Genomic DNA, 15,360 nt, shown 5'->3' with positions numbered 1-15,360 from the left:
TGTTCCCATCAAGAACTCAGACAGTCTGACACATTATCTGCAAACGGATGAATTCACACCTGCAAACAGAGGCCACAAAATCAAGCAAAAACAATGACTTGCGAACATCGTGAGTCAGCTTCCTTGTCAGGCACCAGCTTTTCTCATCTGCAAAATGGCCCTTTCGGGAACTACAGCCATGGGTCACTGGAAGACTAACTCGGGAGGCCGACTGGACTGCCAACCAGGCATCGGAGAACGAGCCCAAACCTTCCGAATCGCCCACTTCACCGTCCCTTCACAAATCTCCTTCCGGCTTCCCACCCGCTTCGCACGACACATCGATCCTTGAGTCACCCCGCCACCCCGGCGGCCCTCAAGGAGAAATGTCATGCGCTTGTTCCTTCACCCACCCGGCCCGCTCAGCCAAGTCGGGCGGGTGTTGTGGTGTGCCGCGGCCTCGGTGTCCGCGGCGCTGCTGTTGCTGGCCTGGTCCCCCCAGGCCCGTGCCGACGATTCCGAGGCCACGAAGGCCGAGAGCCCGTACTTCCAGGTCCGCAGTAGCGAGCCCGGCACCGACCGGCTGCCGCTGAAGGCCACCACGGTGGACGTGCGCATCTCCGGCGTGATCGCCGACGTGACGGTGGTGCAGCAGTACCGCAACGAAGGCCAGCGCCCCATCGAGGCCCGCTACGTGTTCCCCGGCTCGACGCAGTCGGCCGTGTACGCGATGAACGTGCGCCTGGGCGACCGCCTGCTGACGGCCCGCATCAAGGAAAAGCAGGCCGCCCGCATCGAGTACGAGGCCGCGAAAAAGGAAGGCCGCACCAGCGCGCTGCTGGAGCAGCACCGCCCGAACGTGTTCGAGATGAACGTCGCGAACATCCTGCCGGGTGATGACGTGCGTGTCGAACTGCACTACACCGAACTGCTCACCCCCACCGACGCCCGCTACGGCTTCGTGTTCCCCACCGTGGTGGGCCCGCGTTACGCGTCCCCCACCGCATCGCCCGCGAACGGTGCGCTGCCCGCCGTGCCGTACCAGCGCGAAGGCGAGGCGCCGAAGGCCGCGTTCGACATCAAGGTGTCGCTGGATGCGCCGGTGTCGGTCAAGGAGGTGTCGTCGCCATCGCACGACGTGCGGATCGACGGCGCCGGCACCCCGCACGCCCGCATCGCCCTCGCCGCGGGCGACCGCCCGGCGAACAACCGCGACTTCATCCTCGACTACCGGCTGGCGGGCGACCGCATCGAGACCGGCCTGATGCTGTTCCGTGGCACCGACGAGAACCACTTCCTCGCCCTCGTGGAGCCGCCGAAAGCCGTGCCGGCCCGCGAGGTGAATCCGCGCGAGTACATCTTCGTGGTCGACATCTCCGGCTCGATGCACGGCTACCCGCTCGAGACCTCGAAGGTGCTGCTGCAGAACCTGATCGGCAGCCTGCGCCCGAGCGACACGTTCAACGTCATGCTGTTCTCCGGCAGCAACCGCATGCTGTCGCCCACGCCGGTGCCGGCCACCCGCGCCAACATCGACCAGGCGATGGAGACCATCCGTGCCATGGGCGGCAGCGGCAGCACCGAGATCGTGCCCGCGCTGAAGCGCGTGGCCGATCTGCCGAAGCCGAAGGACGTGTCGCGCAGTGTCATCGTGGTGACCGACGGCTACGTGAGCGTCGAAGCCGAGGTGTTCCAGCACATCCGCCAGCACCTGTCGAAGCAGAACGTGTTCGCGTTCGGCATCGGCAGCAGCGTGAACCGCCACCTGATCGAAGGCATCGCCCGCGCCGGCATGGGCGAGGCGTTCATCGTGACCAAGCCCGAGCAGGCGGCCGCCCAGGCCGAACGCCTGCGCAAGATGATCGACTCGCCGGTGCTGACGAACGTGAAGGTCAGCTTCGAGGGGCTCGACGCCTACGACGTGGAACCGATGCAGCTGCCCGACGTGCTGGGTGGCCGCCCGGTGGTGGTGTTCGGCAAGTGGAAGGGTGACACCGCCCACGCCAAGGTGATCGTGGATGGCCAGACCGCCGGCGGCCCGTACCGCATCGAGATGAGCACGGCCGGCCAGGAAGACGCGAAGTCGTCGGCCCTGCGCCTGCTGTGGGCCCGCCAGCGCATCGCCGCGCTGGTGGACCAGGAAACGCTCGAAGGGGGCAGCACGCAGAAGGAAGCCATCACCGCGCTGGGCCTGAAGTACGGCCTGCTGACGCAATACACGAGCTTCATCGCGGTGGACAAGATCGTCCGCAATTCGAACCCGGCCCAGAGTGCCACCGTGGACCAGCCGTCGCCGCTGCCCGAAGGGGTGAGCGAAGCGGCCATCGGCGCCGAGGTGCCGAGCACGCCGGAGCCGGGTGCCTGGATCGCGCTCCTGCTCGTGGTGGGCATCGTGGGCGCCACGCTGGCCTCGCGCCGCCCGAAGTGAGGACCCGCCGTGAACGTGACCTGTGACGTTCGCGCGGCCGTGCCCACCAGCGAGGAGGGCCGCTGGCTGGCCCGCCTCGACGCCGTGCCACCGCTCGGGTGGCTGGCGCTGCACGCGGCGGCGCTGTGGCCCCACTGGCGGTGGGCCGCGGCGCGGGTCGCCGACGGGTCGGACGACCCGCTGGGCCTGGCCGCGCTGGCGGTGTTCGGGGTGCTGGTGGCCCGCGAATCCGCACGGCTGACCGCACGGCCCGACACCCGCTGGCTGGTGGCGGCCGCCGTGGGCACCGCGGCGGCCACCGCCGCCACGTTCTTTCTGCCACCGCTGCTTGGTGCGGTATTCGCGGCGCTGGCGCTGGCCTGTGCCGCGCGGGCCTTCCTGCCCGCGGGCCACGCGGCGTTGCCGCTGCTGGGGCTGTCGGTGCTGGCGTTGCCGGTGGTGTCGTCCCTGCAGTTTTATGCGGGGTTTCCGCTGCGGGTGGTGACCGCCCAGTTGAGCACGTGGGTGCTGCAGGCGGCCGGGTTCGTGGCCACGCGCACCGGCACCGCGATGGAGGTGGATGGCCGGCTCGTGATCGTCGATGCCCCTTGTTCGGGTGTGCAGATGGTGTGGATGGCGTACTTCGCCGCGTGTGCGGTGGCGGGCTGGTACGGGCTGCGCGACCGCGCGTTCCTGCAGCGCCTGCCGGCCGCGGGGGGCTTCGTGCTGATGGGGAACGTGGTGCGCAACAGCGTGCTGGTCGGGTTGGAGGCGCGGCACGTGGCCGTGTCGGAGTCGCTGCACCAGGGCATCGGGCTCGTGGTGCTGGCGATCGTGTGCTGGGGTGTCGTGACCGTGATGCGGGGAGGCCGTCGTGACGTCGTTTGAAAACCGGGGGGCCCGTTGGGCCAAGGGACTGTTCGCGGTGCTGCTGGCCGCGTGCGCGCTGTCGCCGCTCGCCCGCCACGCGGGCCCGGCGCCCACCGCCACCGCGTCGCCCGAGTGGCCCACCGTGTGGGAGGGCCGCCCGTTGCGGCCGCTGGCACTGAGCCCCGTCGAACACCGCTTTGCCAGCCGGTTTCCCGGCCACATCGCCCGCCTGACCGACGGCGAGCAGGTGCTCGTGCTGCGCGAGGTGCGTGAACCCACGCGCCTGCTGCACCCCGCGGCCGATTGCTACCGCGGCCTCGGCTACCGCATCCGCAACGCCCAGCTGGAGACCGACGGGCAGGCGCGGTTGTGGCGCTGTTTCATCGCGGAACGCGACGGCCATGCCACGCGGGTGTGCGAACGCATCGTCGATGCCCAGGGCCAGGCGTACACCGACACATCGAGCTGGTACTGGGCCGCGCAGTTCGGCCGGTCCACCGGGCCGTGGCAGGCCGTCACCGTGGCGAGGGCGCTGTGAAGGCCGTCCTCAAATGGTGTGCGGTTCTGGTGGGCCTCGTGGTCGCCACCGTGCTCGTGTTGGCTGCAGCGGTGTTGCACCTGCTGCGGCCGGCCGATGGCGAGTGGGCCCACACCGTGCGGGCGGGGAGGTTCTCGCACGCGGTGAGTGTGCCCGCACTGTGGCGCCTGGCCACCCACCCGATGGTGCTGCGCCTGACCGCGGACCGCGTGTGGTCCACGCCGTTCGGTCCGGTGCAATGGACCGCCTCGCCGCAGGACGGCCAATGGCACGCGGTGTGCGCGCCGTGTTCGGTGCACCGCCCCGAGTGGGGTGCCGACACCCTGACCGTGTCGCGGGCCGAGTTCTCGCTGCAACACGGGATGGAGGGCCGTGCGTCCGGCTCGGTGTCCATCGGCGATGCCCCGCGTGCGGTGGCCGGCCGCTGGTCGCTGGTGATGCAACCGGCGGGCGCCGTGCTCGAGGTAGCCCTCAGCGACGTGCCGATGGCCGACGCCTACGGGGTGCTCGCGGCGGTGGTGCCCGAGGCCCGGCGCGCCCGCATCGATGGCCGGCTCGACTTGCGGGCCACGCTGCACCTGCCGTCGAGGGCGTTGACGGTGACCCCGAAGGTGACGGGTTTCCGGGTGGCCGGCCTCGGCACCGAGCAGCTCGCCGACGCGCGCCCGGCGTGCCCGGAAGGCCCGGCTGGCACGTGGCTGCCGCGCGCCGTGATCGCGGCGGAGGACCAGCGCTTCCACGAACACACCGGTTTCGACGTGGACGCGCTGGCAGCCGCCTGGTCCGCCAACCAGGCCAAGGGTGCGGTGGTGGCCGGCGGCAGCACGCTGTCGCAGCAGCTCGCCAAGCTCGTCTACACCGGTGACGGACGCAGCCCGGCGCGCAAGCTGCGCGAGCTGCTGTACGCGGTGGAACTGGACCGCACGCTCGGCAAGGCCCGGGTGCTGAACCTCTACCTCGCCCTCGTGCCGTGGGGCGAGGGGCAGTGCGGGGCCGCGGCTGCGGCGCGGCACTACCTGCACAAGGAGGCTTCGAAGCTCACGCCGATCGAGGCCGCGTGGCTCGCGAGCTTGTTGCACAACCCCGACCGGGAGCGGGCCGCGTTGGCCCGCGACGGCCACGTGAACGTGGCCCGGGTCGACTGGGTGATGGACCAGATGCGCCCGCCGCCGAGGCCACGCTGGCGTGTGCCGGCGGCGGGGTGGCTTCCACCGTCTTGAAAACCTTGCGGGTGGCCCGACTTTCCGGCGGGGTAGCATTCAGCCCCTAACGACCGAAGGACATTCCATGATTCGCAGGCACTGGCTCGTTGCCGTCGCACTCGCTTCCATCACCGCCCTGAGCGGCTGTGGGTACAACGACTTCCAGCGGCTCGACGAACAGGTCAAGTCGGCCTGGGCCGAGGTGGTGAACCAGTACCAGCGCCGGGCGGACCTGATTCCGAATCTGGTGTCGACGGTCAAGGGCCAGGGCCAGTTCGAGCAGGAGACCCTGACGCGTGTAGTCGAGGCACGCGCAAAGGCCACCAGCATCCAGGCCACGCCTGAGCTGGTGAACAACCCCGAGGCATTCGACAAGTTCCAGAAGGCCCAGGGTGAACTGACCGGCGCGCTGAGCCGCCTGATGGTGGTCAGCGAACGGTACCCGGAGCTGCAGACCAACAAGGGCTTCCAAGATGTGCGCGCCGAACTGGCCGGTGCCGAGAACCGCATTGCCGTAGCCCGCAATCGCTTCATCAAGGCCGTGGCGGACTACAACACGTTGGCTCGAAGCTTCCCGTCCAACCTGACTGCAATGGCCTTCAACTACACGATCAAGCCGTCCTTCACCGTGCAGAACGAAGCCGCCATCTCCACCCCGCCCGTCGTGGACTTCAGCAGCAAGCCCGCCTCGAAGTGAGCGCCACACCTTGAGCCGCCTGCTGCGCTGGACGTTCGCGCTGCTGCTCGCGCTGGCAGGTGCGGCAACGTTCGCGCAGGACGTGCTGCCGGTGCCGCCGCTGTCCGGCCGCGTGGTGGACCAGACCGGCACGCTCACCGACAGCCAGCGCAGCGCCATCGCATCGAAGCTCGAGGGCGTCGAGCGCCAGCACGGCTCGCAGGTGGTGGTGCTGATGGTGCCCACCACGGCGCCGGAAGACATCTTCTCGTTCACGCAACGCGTGGGTGAGCAGTGGAAGATCGGCCGGCGCGACGTGGGCGACGGCCTGCTGATCGTGGTGGCCAAGGGCGACCGCAAGATGCGCATCGCGCCGGCGAAGGCACTCGAAGGCGCCATCCCCGACCTGGTGGCCAAGCGCATCATCGAAGACCAGATGGTGCCCGCGTTCCGCCAGGACGATTACGCAGGCGGACTCAACCTCGCCATCGACCAGCTCGCCGCGCGCATCGGCGGCGAAGGCCTGCCCGAGCCCGCCGTTCGGCCGTCACCATCCGCCCGCCAGGGCTTCGACTGGGAAGACGCTGGCATCCTGCTGTTCGTCGGGGTGCCGCTGCTTGGTGGCATCGCCGTGGCCGTGTTGGGCCGCAAGCTCGGCTCGCTGCTCACCGGCGGGGTGGTGGGTGGCATCGGCTGGTGGATGACCGCCAGCCTGTTGATCGCCGGCGGCGCGGGGCTGCTCGCGCTGCTGCTCGTCGGTGCGATGGGCGTGGGCTCGCGCGGTGGACGCGGTGGCGGCGGGCCCATCATCTGGGGCGGTGGTGGCGGCGGGGGTGGGTTCGGCGGCGGCGGCGGGGGCGGTTTCAGCTCCGGCGGCGGCGGCGATTTCGGCGGCGGTGGTGCCTCGGGGGACTGGTGATGAACAACCACGGCCATCTGCTGGTCCGAATGCTCAAGCACCGCTGGCGCGACGCGGGCGACGCCCGCCGGGCGATCGGCGACGACGGCCTGCGCGACCTGCAGGCGCGTGTGATCGACAGCGAACGCGAGCACACCGGCGAGATCCGAATCTGCGTGGAAGGCGGCCTGCCGCTGTCGTACCTGCGCCGCCGGGCCACCGCGCGCGAGCGCGCCGTGACGCTGTTCGGCAAGCTGCGCGTGTGGGACACGCAGGACAACAACGGCGTGCTGATCTACCTGCTGCTGGCCGACCACCGCATCGAGATCATCGCGGACCGCGGCCTCAACGCCCTGGTGCCCGAGGCCCAGTGGGCCGCACTCGCGGTGCAGATGGCCGCCGCGTTCCGAGAGAACCACTTCGCACAAGGCCTGGCAGAAGCCGTGGCCGCCGTGCACACCCTGCTCGTGCAGCACTTCCCCGCCACGGCCGGCGCGCCAAACCCGAACGAACTGCCGGACGCCGTCGTGTTGCTCTGAAGACGCTCGGACCATTCCGAGGGGTCATGGCGCAGCCGCCGGGTAGTGCGTTTCGAGCCGCCGGGTCAGAAGTGCGCGAGGTAGCCGCCGTCGACGGCAATCACCTGGCCGGTGACGTACGACGCGGCCGGAGACACCAGGAATACCACCGCGCCGGCGATCTCGTCGGGCTGGCCCCAGCGACCCAGCGACGTGCGGCGTTGCAGCCAGTCGGCCACGCCGGGGTCGGCCACCATCGCCACGTTGGGTTCCGTGGCGAAGTAGCCTGGGGCCACGGCGTTGACCGTGATGCCCTGCGGGCCCAGTTCGGCCGCCAGGGCACGGGTCAAGGCGGTGAGCCCGCCCTTGGCCGTGGTGTAGGCCACGTCACCCGCCCGCGCGATGTCACCCGCGATGGACGTGATGTTGACGATGCGGCCCCGCCCCCGCGGCGCCATGTGGCGTGCGGCCGACTGGCACAGGTGGAACGGGGCCAGCAGGTCCACTTCGAACAGCGCGCGCACGTCGGGCAACGTGAAGTCGGCCAACGCGCCGCGGTGGCGTTGCCCCACGTTGTTGACGAGGATGTCCCAACCGCCCTGGGCCAGCATCGTGTCGATGCACGTGGCGGCAGCAGCCGGGTCGGTCACGTCGAACACGGCCGGGTTCGCCGTGCCGCCGGCCGCACGCACCGCGTCCACGGCCGCTGCCACGCGGGTGGCGTCGCGGCCGTTGACCCACACCGTGGCCCCTGCCAACGCCAGCGCCTGCGCGATGGCCAGGCCCAGCCCGCCAGTGGCGCCGGTCACGAGGGCATTCTGTCCCGTGAGTGAAAACGGATGGGGGGTCATGACGTTGTCCTTCGCAAAAACGAAGAAGCCCGCCGAGGCGAGCCTGGCGGGCTTTCAGACGCGAACGTCGATCACTTCTTGCGGAACTTGCGCAGGGCGGCGATCTGGGCGGCCATCGCGACGAACTCGCTCTGGGCCGCGGCGAAGTCGATGTCGCTCTTCGCGTTTTTCATCGCTTCTTCGGCGAGGCGTTTGGCTTCGGCAGCCTTGGCTTCGTCGAGGTCCTTGCCGCGGATGGCGGTGTCGGCGAGCACGGTGACCGTGCCCGGCTGCACTTCGAGGATGCCCCCGGCGACGAACACGAATTCTTCCGTGCCGTCGGTGCGTTCGATGCGGACGGCGCCCGGCTTGATGCGGGTGATCAGCGGCGTGTGGCGGGGCAGGATGCCCAGCTCGCCGTTTTCACCCGGCAAGGCGACGAACTTGGCTTCGCCGGAGAAGATGCTCTCTTCGGCGGAGACCACGTCTACGTGCAGGGTTGCCATGATGTTTTCCTAAGGAGTTGGAATCGGGTTCAGGGAGGACACACCGGGTGCGGACGGGAAGGTCCGCGCCCGGTCAGGCCGCTCACTGAATCTTCTTCGCCTTCTCGAAGGCTTCGTCGATGGTGCCGACCATGTAGAAGGCCTGTTCCGGGAGGCTGTCGCACTCGCCGGCCACGATCATCTTGAAGCCGCGGATGGTTTCCTTCAGCGGCACGTACTTGCCCGGCGAGCCGGTGAACACTTCGGCCACGTGGAACGGCTGGCTCAGGAAACGCTGGATCTTCCGGGCACGGGCCACGGCCAGCTTGTCTTCCGGCGACAGTTCGTCCATGCCGAGAATGGCGATGATGTCGCGCAGTTCCTTGTAGCGCTGCAGCGTGCCTTGCACCGCGCGGGCGGTGTTGTAGTGCTCTTCGCCCACCACGTTCGGGTCCAGCTGGCGCGAGGTCGAGTCGAGCGGGTCCACGGCGGGGTAGATGCCCAGCGAAGCGATGTCACGCGACAGCACCACGGTGGAATCCAAGTGGGCGAAGGTCGTGGCAGGCGACGGGTCGGTCAAGTCATCCGCAGGGACGTACACGGCCTGGATCGACGTGATCGAGCCCACCTTGGTGGAGGTGATGCGCTCTTGCAGGCGGCCCATTTCCTCGGCCAGCGTGGGCTGGTAGCCCACGGCGGAAGGCATGCGGCCCAGCAGTGCGGACACTTCCGTGCCGGCCAGCGTGTAGCGGTAGATGTTGTCCACGAAGAACAGCACGTCCTTGCCTTCGTCGCGGAACGATTCGGCGATGGTCAGGCCGGTCAGGGCCACGCGCAGGCGGTTGCCCGGGGGCTCGTTCATCTGGCCGTAAACCATGGCCACCTTGGAGTCTTCGAGCTTCTCGAGGTTCACGACGCCGGAGTCGGCCATCTCGTGATAGAAGTCGTTGCCCTCACGGGTGCGCTCGCCCACACCAGCGAACACCGACAGACCGCTGTGGGCCTTGGCGATGTTGTTGATGAGTTCCATCATGTTCACGGTCTTGCCCACGCCGGCACCACCGAACAGACCCACCTTGCCGCCCTTGGCGAACGGGCACACCAGGTCGATCACCTTGATGCCGGTTTCCAGCAGGTCGGTCGACGGGCTCAGCTCGTCGAACGCCGGCGGGAGGCGGTGGATGGAAGCCGTCAGCTCCTGGCTGACCGGGCCGCGTTCGTCGATGGGCGAACCCAGCACGTCCATGATGCGGCCGAGGGTGGCACGACCCACCGGGACCGAAATGGCCTTGCCGGTGTTGGTCACGGTCAGGCCGCGGCGCAGGCCGTCGGACGAACCCAGTGCAATGGTGCGGACCACGCCGTCGCCCAGCTGCTGCTGGACTTCGAGGGTCAGGGCCGTGCCCTCCAGCTTCAGTGCGTCGTACACCTTGGGCATTGCGTTGCGGGGGAACTCCACGTCCACCACCGCACCGATGCACTGAACAATTTTGCCGTCAGCCATGTTCGTATCCTTGATAAATCAGTTTCTTGAATCGTCGACCTGAGGAGCGCGGGCCGGTCAGACCGCCGCGGCGCCTGCCACGATCTCGGACAGTTCTTTGGTGATCGCTGCCTGGCGCGCCTTGTTGTAGACGAGCTTGAGTTCGCCGATCACGTTGCCCGCGTTGTCGGTCGCCGACTTCATGGCCACCATGCGAGCCGAATGTTCCGACGCCATGTTCTCGGCGACGGCCTGGTAGACCAGGGCTTCGGTGTAACGCACGAGCAGCTCGTCGATCACCGTCACGGCATCGGGCTCGTAGATGTAGTCCCAGCCGTGCGAACCGGCCCCGACGGGCGCCTGGGCCGCATCGGCCTTCAGGCTGTCCGCCGACAGCGGCAGCAGCTTCAGCAGCACCGGCTCCTGCTTCATCGTGTTGATGAAGCGGGTGTACGTCAGGTACACGGCCGACAGCTTGCCTTCGGCATACGCGTCGAACAGCACCTTGACCGGGCCGATCAGCTTGTCGAGGTGCGGCTTGTCACCCAGCTGGGTGACATGCGACACGACGTTCGCGCCGATGCGGTTCAGGAAGCCGAAGCCCTTGTTGCCGATTGCAACGGCTTCGATCTTCTGGCCCTGGCCTTCGAGCTCGCGGAGCTTGTTGGTCAGGCCGCGGAGCACGTTGGTGTTCAAGCCGCCGCACAAGCCCTTGTCGGTCGTGACCACGATGACACCGGCCGCCTTGGCCGAGTCGTTCGGGATCATGAACGGGTGCTTGTACTCGGGCGTGGCCAACGACAGGTTGGCCGCCAAGCTGCGGATCTTCTCGGCATACGGGCGCGCGGCGCGCATGCGCTCCTGCGCCTTGCGCATCTTGGAGACGGACACCATCTCCATGGCCTTGGTGATCTTCTTCGTGTTCTCGAAGCTCTTGATCTTGCCGCGGATTTCCTTGCCTGCTGCCATGTCGGAGTTCCTTCGTTAAAGGGTCTTCGGACCGTCAGCGGGTCAGGCGAAAGACTTCTTGAAGGCCGTCACGGCGCTGGACAGTTCGGCTTCCGCGTCCTTGTCGAGTGCCTTCGAGTCTTCAATCTTCTTCAGCAGACCGGCGTGGCTGGACTTCAGGTGCGTGTGCAGGCCGGCTTCGAAGGCCAGGACCTTCTTGACGTCGATGTCGTCCATGAAACCCTTGTTCACGGCAAACAGCGTGGCGCCCATCAGGCTGATCGACAGCGGCGAGTACTGGGCCTGCTTCAGCAGTTCCGTGACGCGTGCGCCGCGGTCGAGCTGCTTGCGGGTGGCTTCGTCCAGGTCGGAGGCGAACTGCGCGAATGCAGCCAGTTCACGGTACTGTGCCAAGTCGGTACGGATACCGCCGGACTGGCCCTTGATGATCTTCGTCTGGGCGGCACCACCGACACGCGACACCGAGATACCGGCGTTGATGGCGGGGCGGACACCGGCGTTGAACAACGACGTTTCCAGGAAGATCTGGCCGTCGGTGATCGAGATCACGTTGGTGGGCACGAAGGCGGACACGTCGCCGGCTTGCGTTTCGATGATCGGCAGGGCCGTCAGCGAACCGGTCTTGCCCTTGACTTCACCCTTGGTGAACGCTTCGACGTAGTCGGCGTTCACGCGGGCTGCGCGTTCGAGCAGGCGGCTGTGGAGGTAGAACACGTCGCCAGGGTAGGCTTCGCGGCCCGGCGGGCGGCGCAGCAGCAGCGACACTTGACGGTAGGCCACGGCCTGCTTGGACAGGTCGTCGTACACGATCAGGGCGTCTTCGCCGCGGTCGCGGAAGTATTCGCCCATCGTGCAACCCGAGTAGGCCGACACGTACTGCATCGCGGCCGATTCGGCAGCGGAGGCGGCCACCACGATGGTGTATTCCAGGGCGCCGTTGGCTTCCAGGGCGCGCACCACGTTCTTGATCGACGAAGCCTTCTGGCCGATCGCAACGTAGATGCAGGTCATGTTCTGACCCTTCTGGTTGATGATGGCGTCGATGGCGACAGCGGTCTTGCCGGTCTGGCGGTCACCGATGATCAGCTCGCGCTGGCCACGGCCCACGGGCACCATGGAGTCGATGGACTTCAGGCCGGTCTGCATCGGCTGGTCCACCGATTTACGCGCGATCACGCCCGGGGCGATCTTCTCGATCGGGGCGGTCAGTTTGGCGTTGATCGGGCCCTTGCCGTCGATGGGCTGGCCGAGGGCGTTGACCACACGGCCCTTGAGTTCGGGGCCGATGGGCACTTCGAGGATGCGGCCCGTGCACTTGACGGTGTCGCCTTCCGAGATGTGCTCGTATTCACCCAGGATCACCGAGCCGACGGAGTCGCGCTCGAGGTTCAGGGCCAGACCGAAGGTGGGTGCACCAGCCGGGGTGGCCGGGAATTCCAGCATTTCGCCCTGCATCACGTCCGACAGGCCGTGGATGCGGACGATGCCGTCGGTGACCGACACCACGGTGCCCTGGTTGCGGATGTCCGCCGAAGCGGTGAGCCCTTCGATGCGGCTCTTGATCAGTTCGGAAATTTCTGCGGGATTCAGTTGCATAGCTTCTCTCCGGTCTGCTTCGGGCGAGGCCTTGGCAGGTTGGACGGGCAGCGGGGACGGCTTACGCCGTCAGGGCTGCCTTCATTTGTTCAAGACGGGCCTTGACCGAGGTGTCCAGCACTTCGTCACCGACCACCACGCGGATGCCGCCGATCAACTCGGGCTGCACCACCACGGCGGCGTTGAGCTTGCGCCCGAAGCGCTTTTCCAGCGTCACCTTCACGTCGGCCAGTTGGGCCGGTTCGATCGGGTAGGCGCTGTACAGGACAGCATCCGAGACACCGGAGCGCGCGTTCACGAGCGCCTGGAACTGCACTGCCATTTCGGGCAGCGCCGCCAGGCGGTCGTTTTCGAGCGCGAGCTGCAGCAGGTTTTTCGCGGCGGCGGACAGCGGGGTCTTCACGACCGAACCGATCACGTCGAGCACCTGTTGGGTGCTGACCTTGGGGTTCGACGCGAAGGCACGCAGGTCGGCGTCACCGGCGACGCTGGCCAGGGCCTGGATTTCTCCGGCCAGGGCCGGCGCGCTGGTGGCGTCGGATGCCTTGAACAGCGCCTCGGCGTAGGGGCGCGCGATGGTTGCAAGCTCGGCCATGGTTTACAGCTCAGCCTTGAGGCGGTTCAGGATGTCGGCGTGGACGCCGGCGTTGACTTCGCGCTTCAGGATCTGCTCCGCACCCTTGACGGCCAGCACGGCAACCTGGTCGCGCAGGCTTTCGCGTGCGCGGGTGGCTTCCTGCTCGGCTTCGGCCTTGGCCGACGCGATGATCTTGGCGCCTTCTTCGCTTGCGCGGGTCTTGGCTTCCTCGATCATCGACTGGGCCAGGCGCTCGGCGTCGGCCAGGCGCTTGTTGGCGTCGTCACGGGCGGCCGACAGCTGCTCGCCCACACGCTGTTGCGTGGCGACGAGCTCCGTCTTGGCCTTGTCAGCGGCGGACAGACCTTCGGCAATCTTCGCGGCGCGCTCATCCAGGGCCTTCGTGAGCGGCGGCCAGATGTAGCGCATCGTGAACCACACCAGGATCGCGAAGACGATCGCCTGGAGGAACAGTGTTGCGTTGATGTTCATTGCACAGTCCTTTCAACCGTGAAAGGGGAGGCGACGAATTACTTGATGAACGCGGCGAACGGGTTGGCGAACGCGAACAGCAGCGCGATGGCGACACCGATCAGGAAGGCAGCGTCGATCAGGCCGGCCAGGATGAACATCTTGGTTTGCAGTTCGTTCATCAGTTCCGGTTGGCGAGCCGACGATTCGAGGAACTTGCCACCCATCAGTGCGATGCCGATCGAAGCGCCGATCGCGCCCAGGCCGACGATCAGACCGCAAGCCAGTGCCAGAAGACCGATGTAGCTGTTATCCATGATTGCTCCTAAGAATGGAATGAAAAACGAAAGGGACTAAAACGAGAGAACGGACCGGATCAGTGCGCGTCGTGCGCCTGGCCCGCATAGATCAGCGTCAGCATCATGAAGATGAAGGCTTGCAGCGTGATCACCAGAATGTGGAACAGGGTCCAGACGGTCCCGGCCACCACATGCCCCACACCCAGCCAGAAGTTGGCGGTCGCGGGATTGAACTGCCATGCCCACACGCCACCCATCAGGGCAATCAGCATGAACACGAGTTCGCCGGCGAACATGTTGCCGAACAGCCGCATGCCGTGGGACACGGTCTTTGCGACGTACTCGATCATTTGCATGAGGAAGTTCACCGGGTACAGGAACCACTTGTCGCCGAACGGGGCCGCGACAAGTTCATGCGCCCAACCGCCCACGCCCTTGATCTTGACGTTGTAGACGAGGCAGACGAACAGCACGCTGGTCGAAAGACCGAGCGTGGTCGACAGGTCGGCCGTGGGGACGACACGCAGGTAATCCTTGAAGCCGAGCGCGGGGCCGGCCGTGTGCCATGCGGCGGGGAGCAGGTCCACCGGCAGCATGTCCATGAAGTTCATCAGGAAGATCCACAGGGCCACGGTCAGCGCGAGCGGTGACACGAGCTTGCGGCTCTGGGCGTTGTGGATCACGCCCTTGGCCTGGTTCTCGACCATTTCGGCGAGCATCTCGACCGCAGCCTGGAAGCGGCCCGGCACACCCGACGTGGCACGGCGCGCGGCCAGCCAGAGGATCCAGCAGCCCAGCACACCGAGGATCACCGAGAAGACCAGCGAGTCCAGGTTGAAGACGCTGAAGTCGACGATGGACGTCTGTTTGGTGCTCTCGAAAGAGAAGGTCTTCTGCAGGTGTTGCAGGTGGTGCTGGATGTACTCCGTGGGCGTGGGGCCCGCGTGATGAGCAGCGTTTGCTTCGGCAGACATGTCGAATCAGACTCTCTTTGTTTTCGTGGTCACAACCGGCCGGCGCCGCAGAAGCAGCACCAACCATCCCATCTTCAGGCTCACGACCATCGTGACCAGCATGGCCGGCCAACTCAGGTCATTCGCCCATACCGCAACCCCCACCAACATGGAAGCTGCCACGGCGATCTTCACCAATTCCCAGAACATGAAACTGACGGCCGCAGAAGCCGGGTCCCCTGTTCCTCGGCGAATCCCCCAAGCCAGCAAGGCCCCGGGAACCACCACCACCGCCGCTCCCCACAGGGCCGACCACACCGCGCTGGCACGGTGCGTGAGCCCCCAGGTCACCAGGGCGCAAGCCACACCGAACGCGGCTTGCGCCGCAAGGATTCGCCAAGGCGAGACCGGTGGGTTCTTGGCTCGCAGGGCCGACACTTCTTCTGGTGTCAGGGCCTTGAAAGCCGGCTCTTGCGCCGCATCTGGGTCAGACGTGTCATCGAAGCCATGATCGAAAGGTCCGTTCATGGCCCAAGTACATCCGTTAGCAGCAAAGCCTCGGAATTATACGTGGAAACCCACCCTCGTCCGTGAACGCCAATTCGCGCT

Annotated in this window: 17 protein-coding genes; 7 read left to right on the top strand and 10 right to left on the bottom strand. The window is 67.0% G+C overall.

Annotation, left to right across the window (positions count from 1 at the left end):
- Nucleotides 1-370: 370 nt before the first annotated feature.
- The 7 genes from ASC87_RS11155 (at nucleotide 371) to ASC87_RS11125 (ending at nucleotide 7,109) form a co-directional block, all read left to right on the top strand.
- The gene (locus tag ASC87_RS11155) at nucleotides 371-2,407 is read left to right on the top strand and encodes a VIT domain-containing protein (protein WP_056660972.1); all 2,037 of its coding nucleotides are present in this window, start codon (nucleotides 371-373) and stop codon (nucleotides 2,405-2,407) included.
- A 9-nt stretch (nucleotides 2,408-2,416) separates the two neighbouring features.
- The gene (xrtQ, locus tag ASC87_RS11150) at nucleotides 2,417-3,274 is read left to right on the top strand and encodes an exosortase Q (protein WP_235582138.1); all 858 of its coding nucleotides are present in this window, start codon (nucleotides 2,417-2,419) and stop codon (nucleotides 3,272-3,274) included.
- On the top strand, nucleotides 3,261-3,794 hold the full coding sequence (locus ASC87_RS11145; protein WP_056660969.1) for a hypothetical protein: 534 nt from the start codon (nucleotides 3,261-3,263) through the stop codon (nucleotides 3,792-3,794). The genes xrtQ and ASC87_RS11145 overlap by 14 nt, the downstream gene beginning before the upstream one ends.
- Nucleotides 3,791-5,014 carry a biosynthetic peptidoglycan transglycosylase gene (locus ASC87_RS11140; protein WP_056660966.1) on the top strand — a complete coding sequence of 408 codons (1,224 nt, stop codon included), beginning with the start codon at nucleotides 3,791-3,793 and terminating at the stop codon, nucleotides 5,012-5,014. Before ASC87_RS11145 ends, ASC87_RS11140 begins: the two co-directional genes overlap by 4 nt.
- A 67-nt stretch (nucleotides 5,015-5,081) precedes the next feature.
- Nucleotides 5,082-5,693, top strand: coding sequence for a LemA family protein (locus ASC87_RS11135; RefSeq protein ID WP_157603965.1), 612 nt, complete (start codon nucleotides 5,082-5,084; stop codon nucleotides 5,691-5,693).
- 10 nt (nucleotides 5,694-5,703) lie between these two features.
- Nucleotides 5,704-6,591, top strand: coding sequence for a YgcG family protein (locus ASC87_RS11130; protein WP_369820752.1), 888 nt, complete (start codon nucleotides 5,704-5,706; stop codon nucleotides 6,589-6,591).
- A complete protein-coding gene (locus tag ASC87_RS11125) occupies nucleotides 6,591-7,109 on the top strand; it encodes a TPM domain-containing protein (RefSeq protein WP_056660963.1) in 519 nt (172 codons plus the stop codon). Before ASC87_RS11130 ends, ASC87_RS11125 begins: the two co-directional genes overlap by 1 nt.
- Nucleotides 7,110-7,174: 65 nt before the next feature.
- On the opposite strand, the gene ASC87_RS11120 is transcribed toward ASC87_RS11125, so the two are convergent.
- The 10 genes from ASC87_RS11120 to ASC87_RS11075 all read right to left on the bottom strand — a co-directional run bounded on the left by ASC87_RS11120 (nucleotide 7,175) and on the right by ASC87_RS11075 (nucleotide 15,279).
- Nucleotides 7,175-7,939: an SDR family oxidoreductase gene (locus ASC87_RS11120; protein WP_056660960.1), complete on the bottom strand. Its 765-nt coding sequence runs from the start codon at nucleotides 7,937-7,939 to the stop codon at nucleotides 7,175-7,177.
- Between the two features lie 71 nt (nucleotides 7,940-8,010).
- Nucleotides 8,011-8,424 (bottom strand): F0F1 ATP synthase subunit epsilon, encoded by a 414-nt coding sequence (locus tag ASC87_RS11115; RefSeq protein WP_056660957.1) that lies wholly within the window; start codon nucleotides 8,422-8,424, stop codon nucleotides 8,011-8,013.
- A gap of 82 nt (nucleotides 8,425-8,506) precedes the next feature.
- Nucleotides 8,507-9,907 (bottom strand): F0F1 ATP synthase subunit beta, encoded by a 1,401-nt coding sequence (gene atpD, locus ASC87_RS11110; RefSeq protein WP_056660954.1) that lies wholly within the window; start codon nucleotides 9,905-9,907, stop codon nucleotides 8,507-8,509.
- Between the two features lie 57 nt (nucleotides 9,908-9,964).
- Nucleotides 9,965-10,855 carry a F0F1 ATP synthase subunit gamma gene (gene atpG / locus ASC87_RS11105; protein WP_056660951.1) on the bottom strand — a complete coding sequence of 297 codons (891 nt, stop codon included), beginning with the start codon at nucleotides 10,853-10,855 and terminating at the stop codon, nucleotides 9,965-9,967.
- Nucleotides 10,856-10,897: 42 nt separating this feature from the next.
- Nucleotides 10,898-12,451, bottom strand: coding sequence for a F0F1 ATP synthase subunit alpha (gene atpA, locus ASC87_RS11100; RefSeq protein WP_056660948.1), 1,554 nt, complete (start codon nucleotides 12,449-12,451; stop codon nucleotides 10,898-10,900).
- 61 nt (nucleotides 12,452-12,512) lie between these two features.
- Nucleotides 12,513-13,046, bottom strand: coding sequence for a F0F1 ATP synthase subunit delta (locus tag ASC87_RS11095; RefSeq protein ID WP_056660946.1), 534 nt, complete (start codon nucleotides 13,044-13,046; stop codon nucleotides 12,513-12,515).
- 3 nt (nucleotides 13,047-13,049) lie between these two features.
- Complete coding sequence (locus ASC87_RS11090) at nucleotides 13,050-13,520, bottom strand: F0F1 ATP synthase subunit B (protein WP_056660942.1); 471 nt, start codon at nucleotides 13,518-13,520, stop codon at nucleotides 13,050-13,052.
- Nucleotides 13,521-13,558: 38 nt separating this feature from the next.
- Entirely contained in the window at nucleotides 13,559-13,816 is a 258-nt protein-coding gene (atpE, locus tag ASC87_RS11085; protein ID WP_056660939.1) for a F0F1 ATP synthase subunit C, read from the bottom strand.
- Between the two features lie 59 nt (nucleotides 13,817-13,875).
- Complete coding sequence (gene atpB / locus ASC87_RS11080; protein WP_056660936.1) at nucleotides 13,876-14,772, bottom strand: F0F1 ATP synthase subunit A; 897 nt, start codon at nucleotides 14,770-14,772, stop codon at nucleotides 13,876-13,878.
- Between the two features lie 6 nt (nucleotides 14,773-14,778).
- Entirely contained in the window at nucleotides 14,779-15,279 is a 501-nt protein-coding gene (locus tag ASC87_RS11075; protein ID WP_056660933.1) for an ATP synthase subunit I, read from the bottom strand.
- Between the last annotated feature and the right edge of the window lie 81 nt (nucleotides 15,280-15,360).

Source organism: Rhizobacter sp. Root1221 (assembly GCF_001425785.1).
Lineage (GTDB): Bacteria > Pseudomonadota > Gammaproteobacteria > Burkholderiales > Burkholderiaceae_C > Rhizobacter.
Note: the sequence above shows the minus strand (reverse complement) of the source record. Positions and strands in the feature narration are given on the sequence as shown.

Coding starts and splice junctions, on each gene's coding strand:
- ASC87_RS11155 (WP_056660972.1), top strand. CDS start 371: ATGCGCTTGTTCCTTCACCCACCCGGCCCGCTCAGCCAAGTCGGGCGG.
- ASC87_RS11135 (WP_157603965.1), top strand. CDS start 5,082: ATGATTCGCAGGCACTGGCTCGTTGCCGTCGCACTCGCTTCCATCACC.
- ASC87_RS11125 (WP_056660963.1), top strand. CDS start 6,591: ATGAACAACCACGGCCATCTGCTGGTCCGAATGCTCAAGCACCGCTGG.
- ASC87_RS11120 (WP_056660960.1), bottom strand. CDS start 7,939: ATGACCCCCCATCCGTTTTCACTCACGGGACAGAATGCCCTCGTGACC.
- ASC87_RS11115 (WP_056660957.1), bottom strand. CDS start 8,424: ATGGCAACCCTGCACGTAGACGTGGTCTCCGCCGAAGAGAGCATCTTC.
- atpD (WP_056660954.1), bottom strand. CDS start 9,907: ATGGCTGACGGCAAAATTGTTCAGTGCATCGGTGCGGTGGTGGACGTG.
- atpG (WP_056660951.1), bottom strand. CDS start 10,855: ATGGCAGCAGGCAAGGAAATCCGCGGCAAGATCAAGAGCTTCGAGAAC.
- atpA (WP_056660948.1), bottom strand. CDS start 12,451: ATGCAACTGAATCCCGCAGAAATTTCCGAACTGATCAAGAGCCGCATC.
- ASC87_RS11095 (WP_056660946.1), bottom strand. CDS start 13,046: ATGGCCGAGCTTGCAACCATCGCGCGCCCCTACGCCGAGGCGCTGTTC.
- ASC87_RS11090 (WP_056660942.1), bottom strand. CDS start 13,520: ATGAACATCAACGCAACACTGTTCCTCCAGGCGATCGTCTTCGCGATC.
- atpE (WP_056660939.1), bottom strand. CDS start 13,816: ATGGATAACAGCTACATCGGTCTTCTGGCACTGGCTTGCGGTCTGATC.
- atpB (WP_056660936.1), bottom strand. CDS start 14,772: ATGTCTGCCGAAGCAAACGCTGCTCATCACGCGGGCCCCACGCCCACG.
- ASC87_RS11075 (WP_056660933.1), bottom strand. CDS start 15,279: ATGAACGGACCTTTCGATCATGGCTTCGATGACACGTCTGACCCAGAT.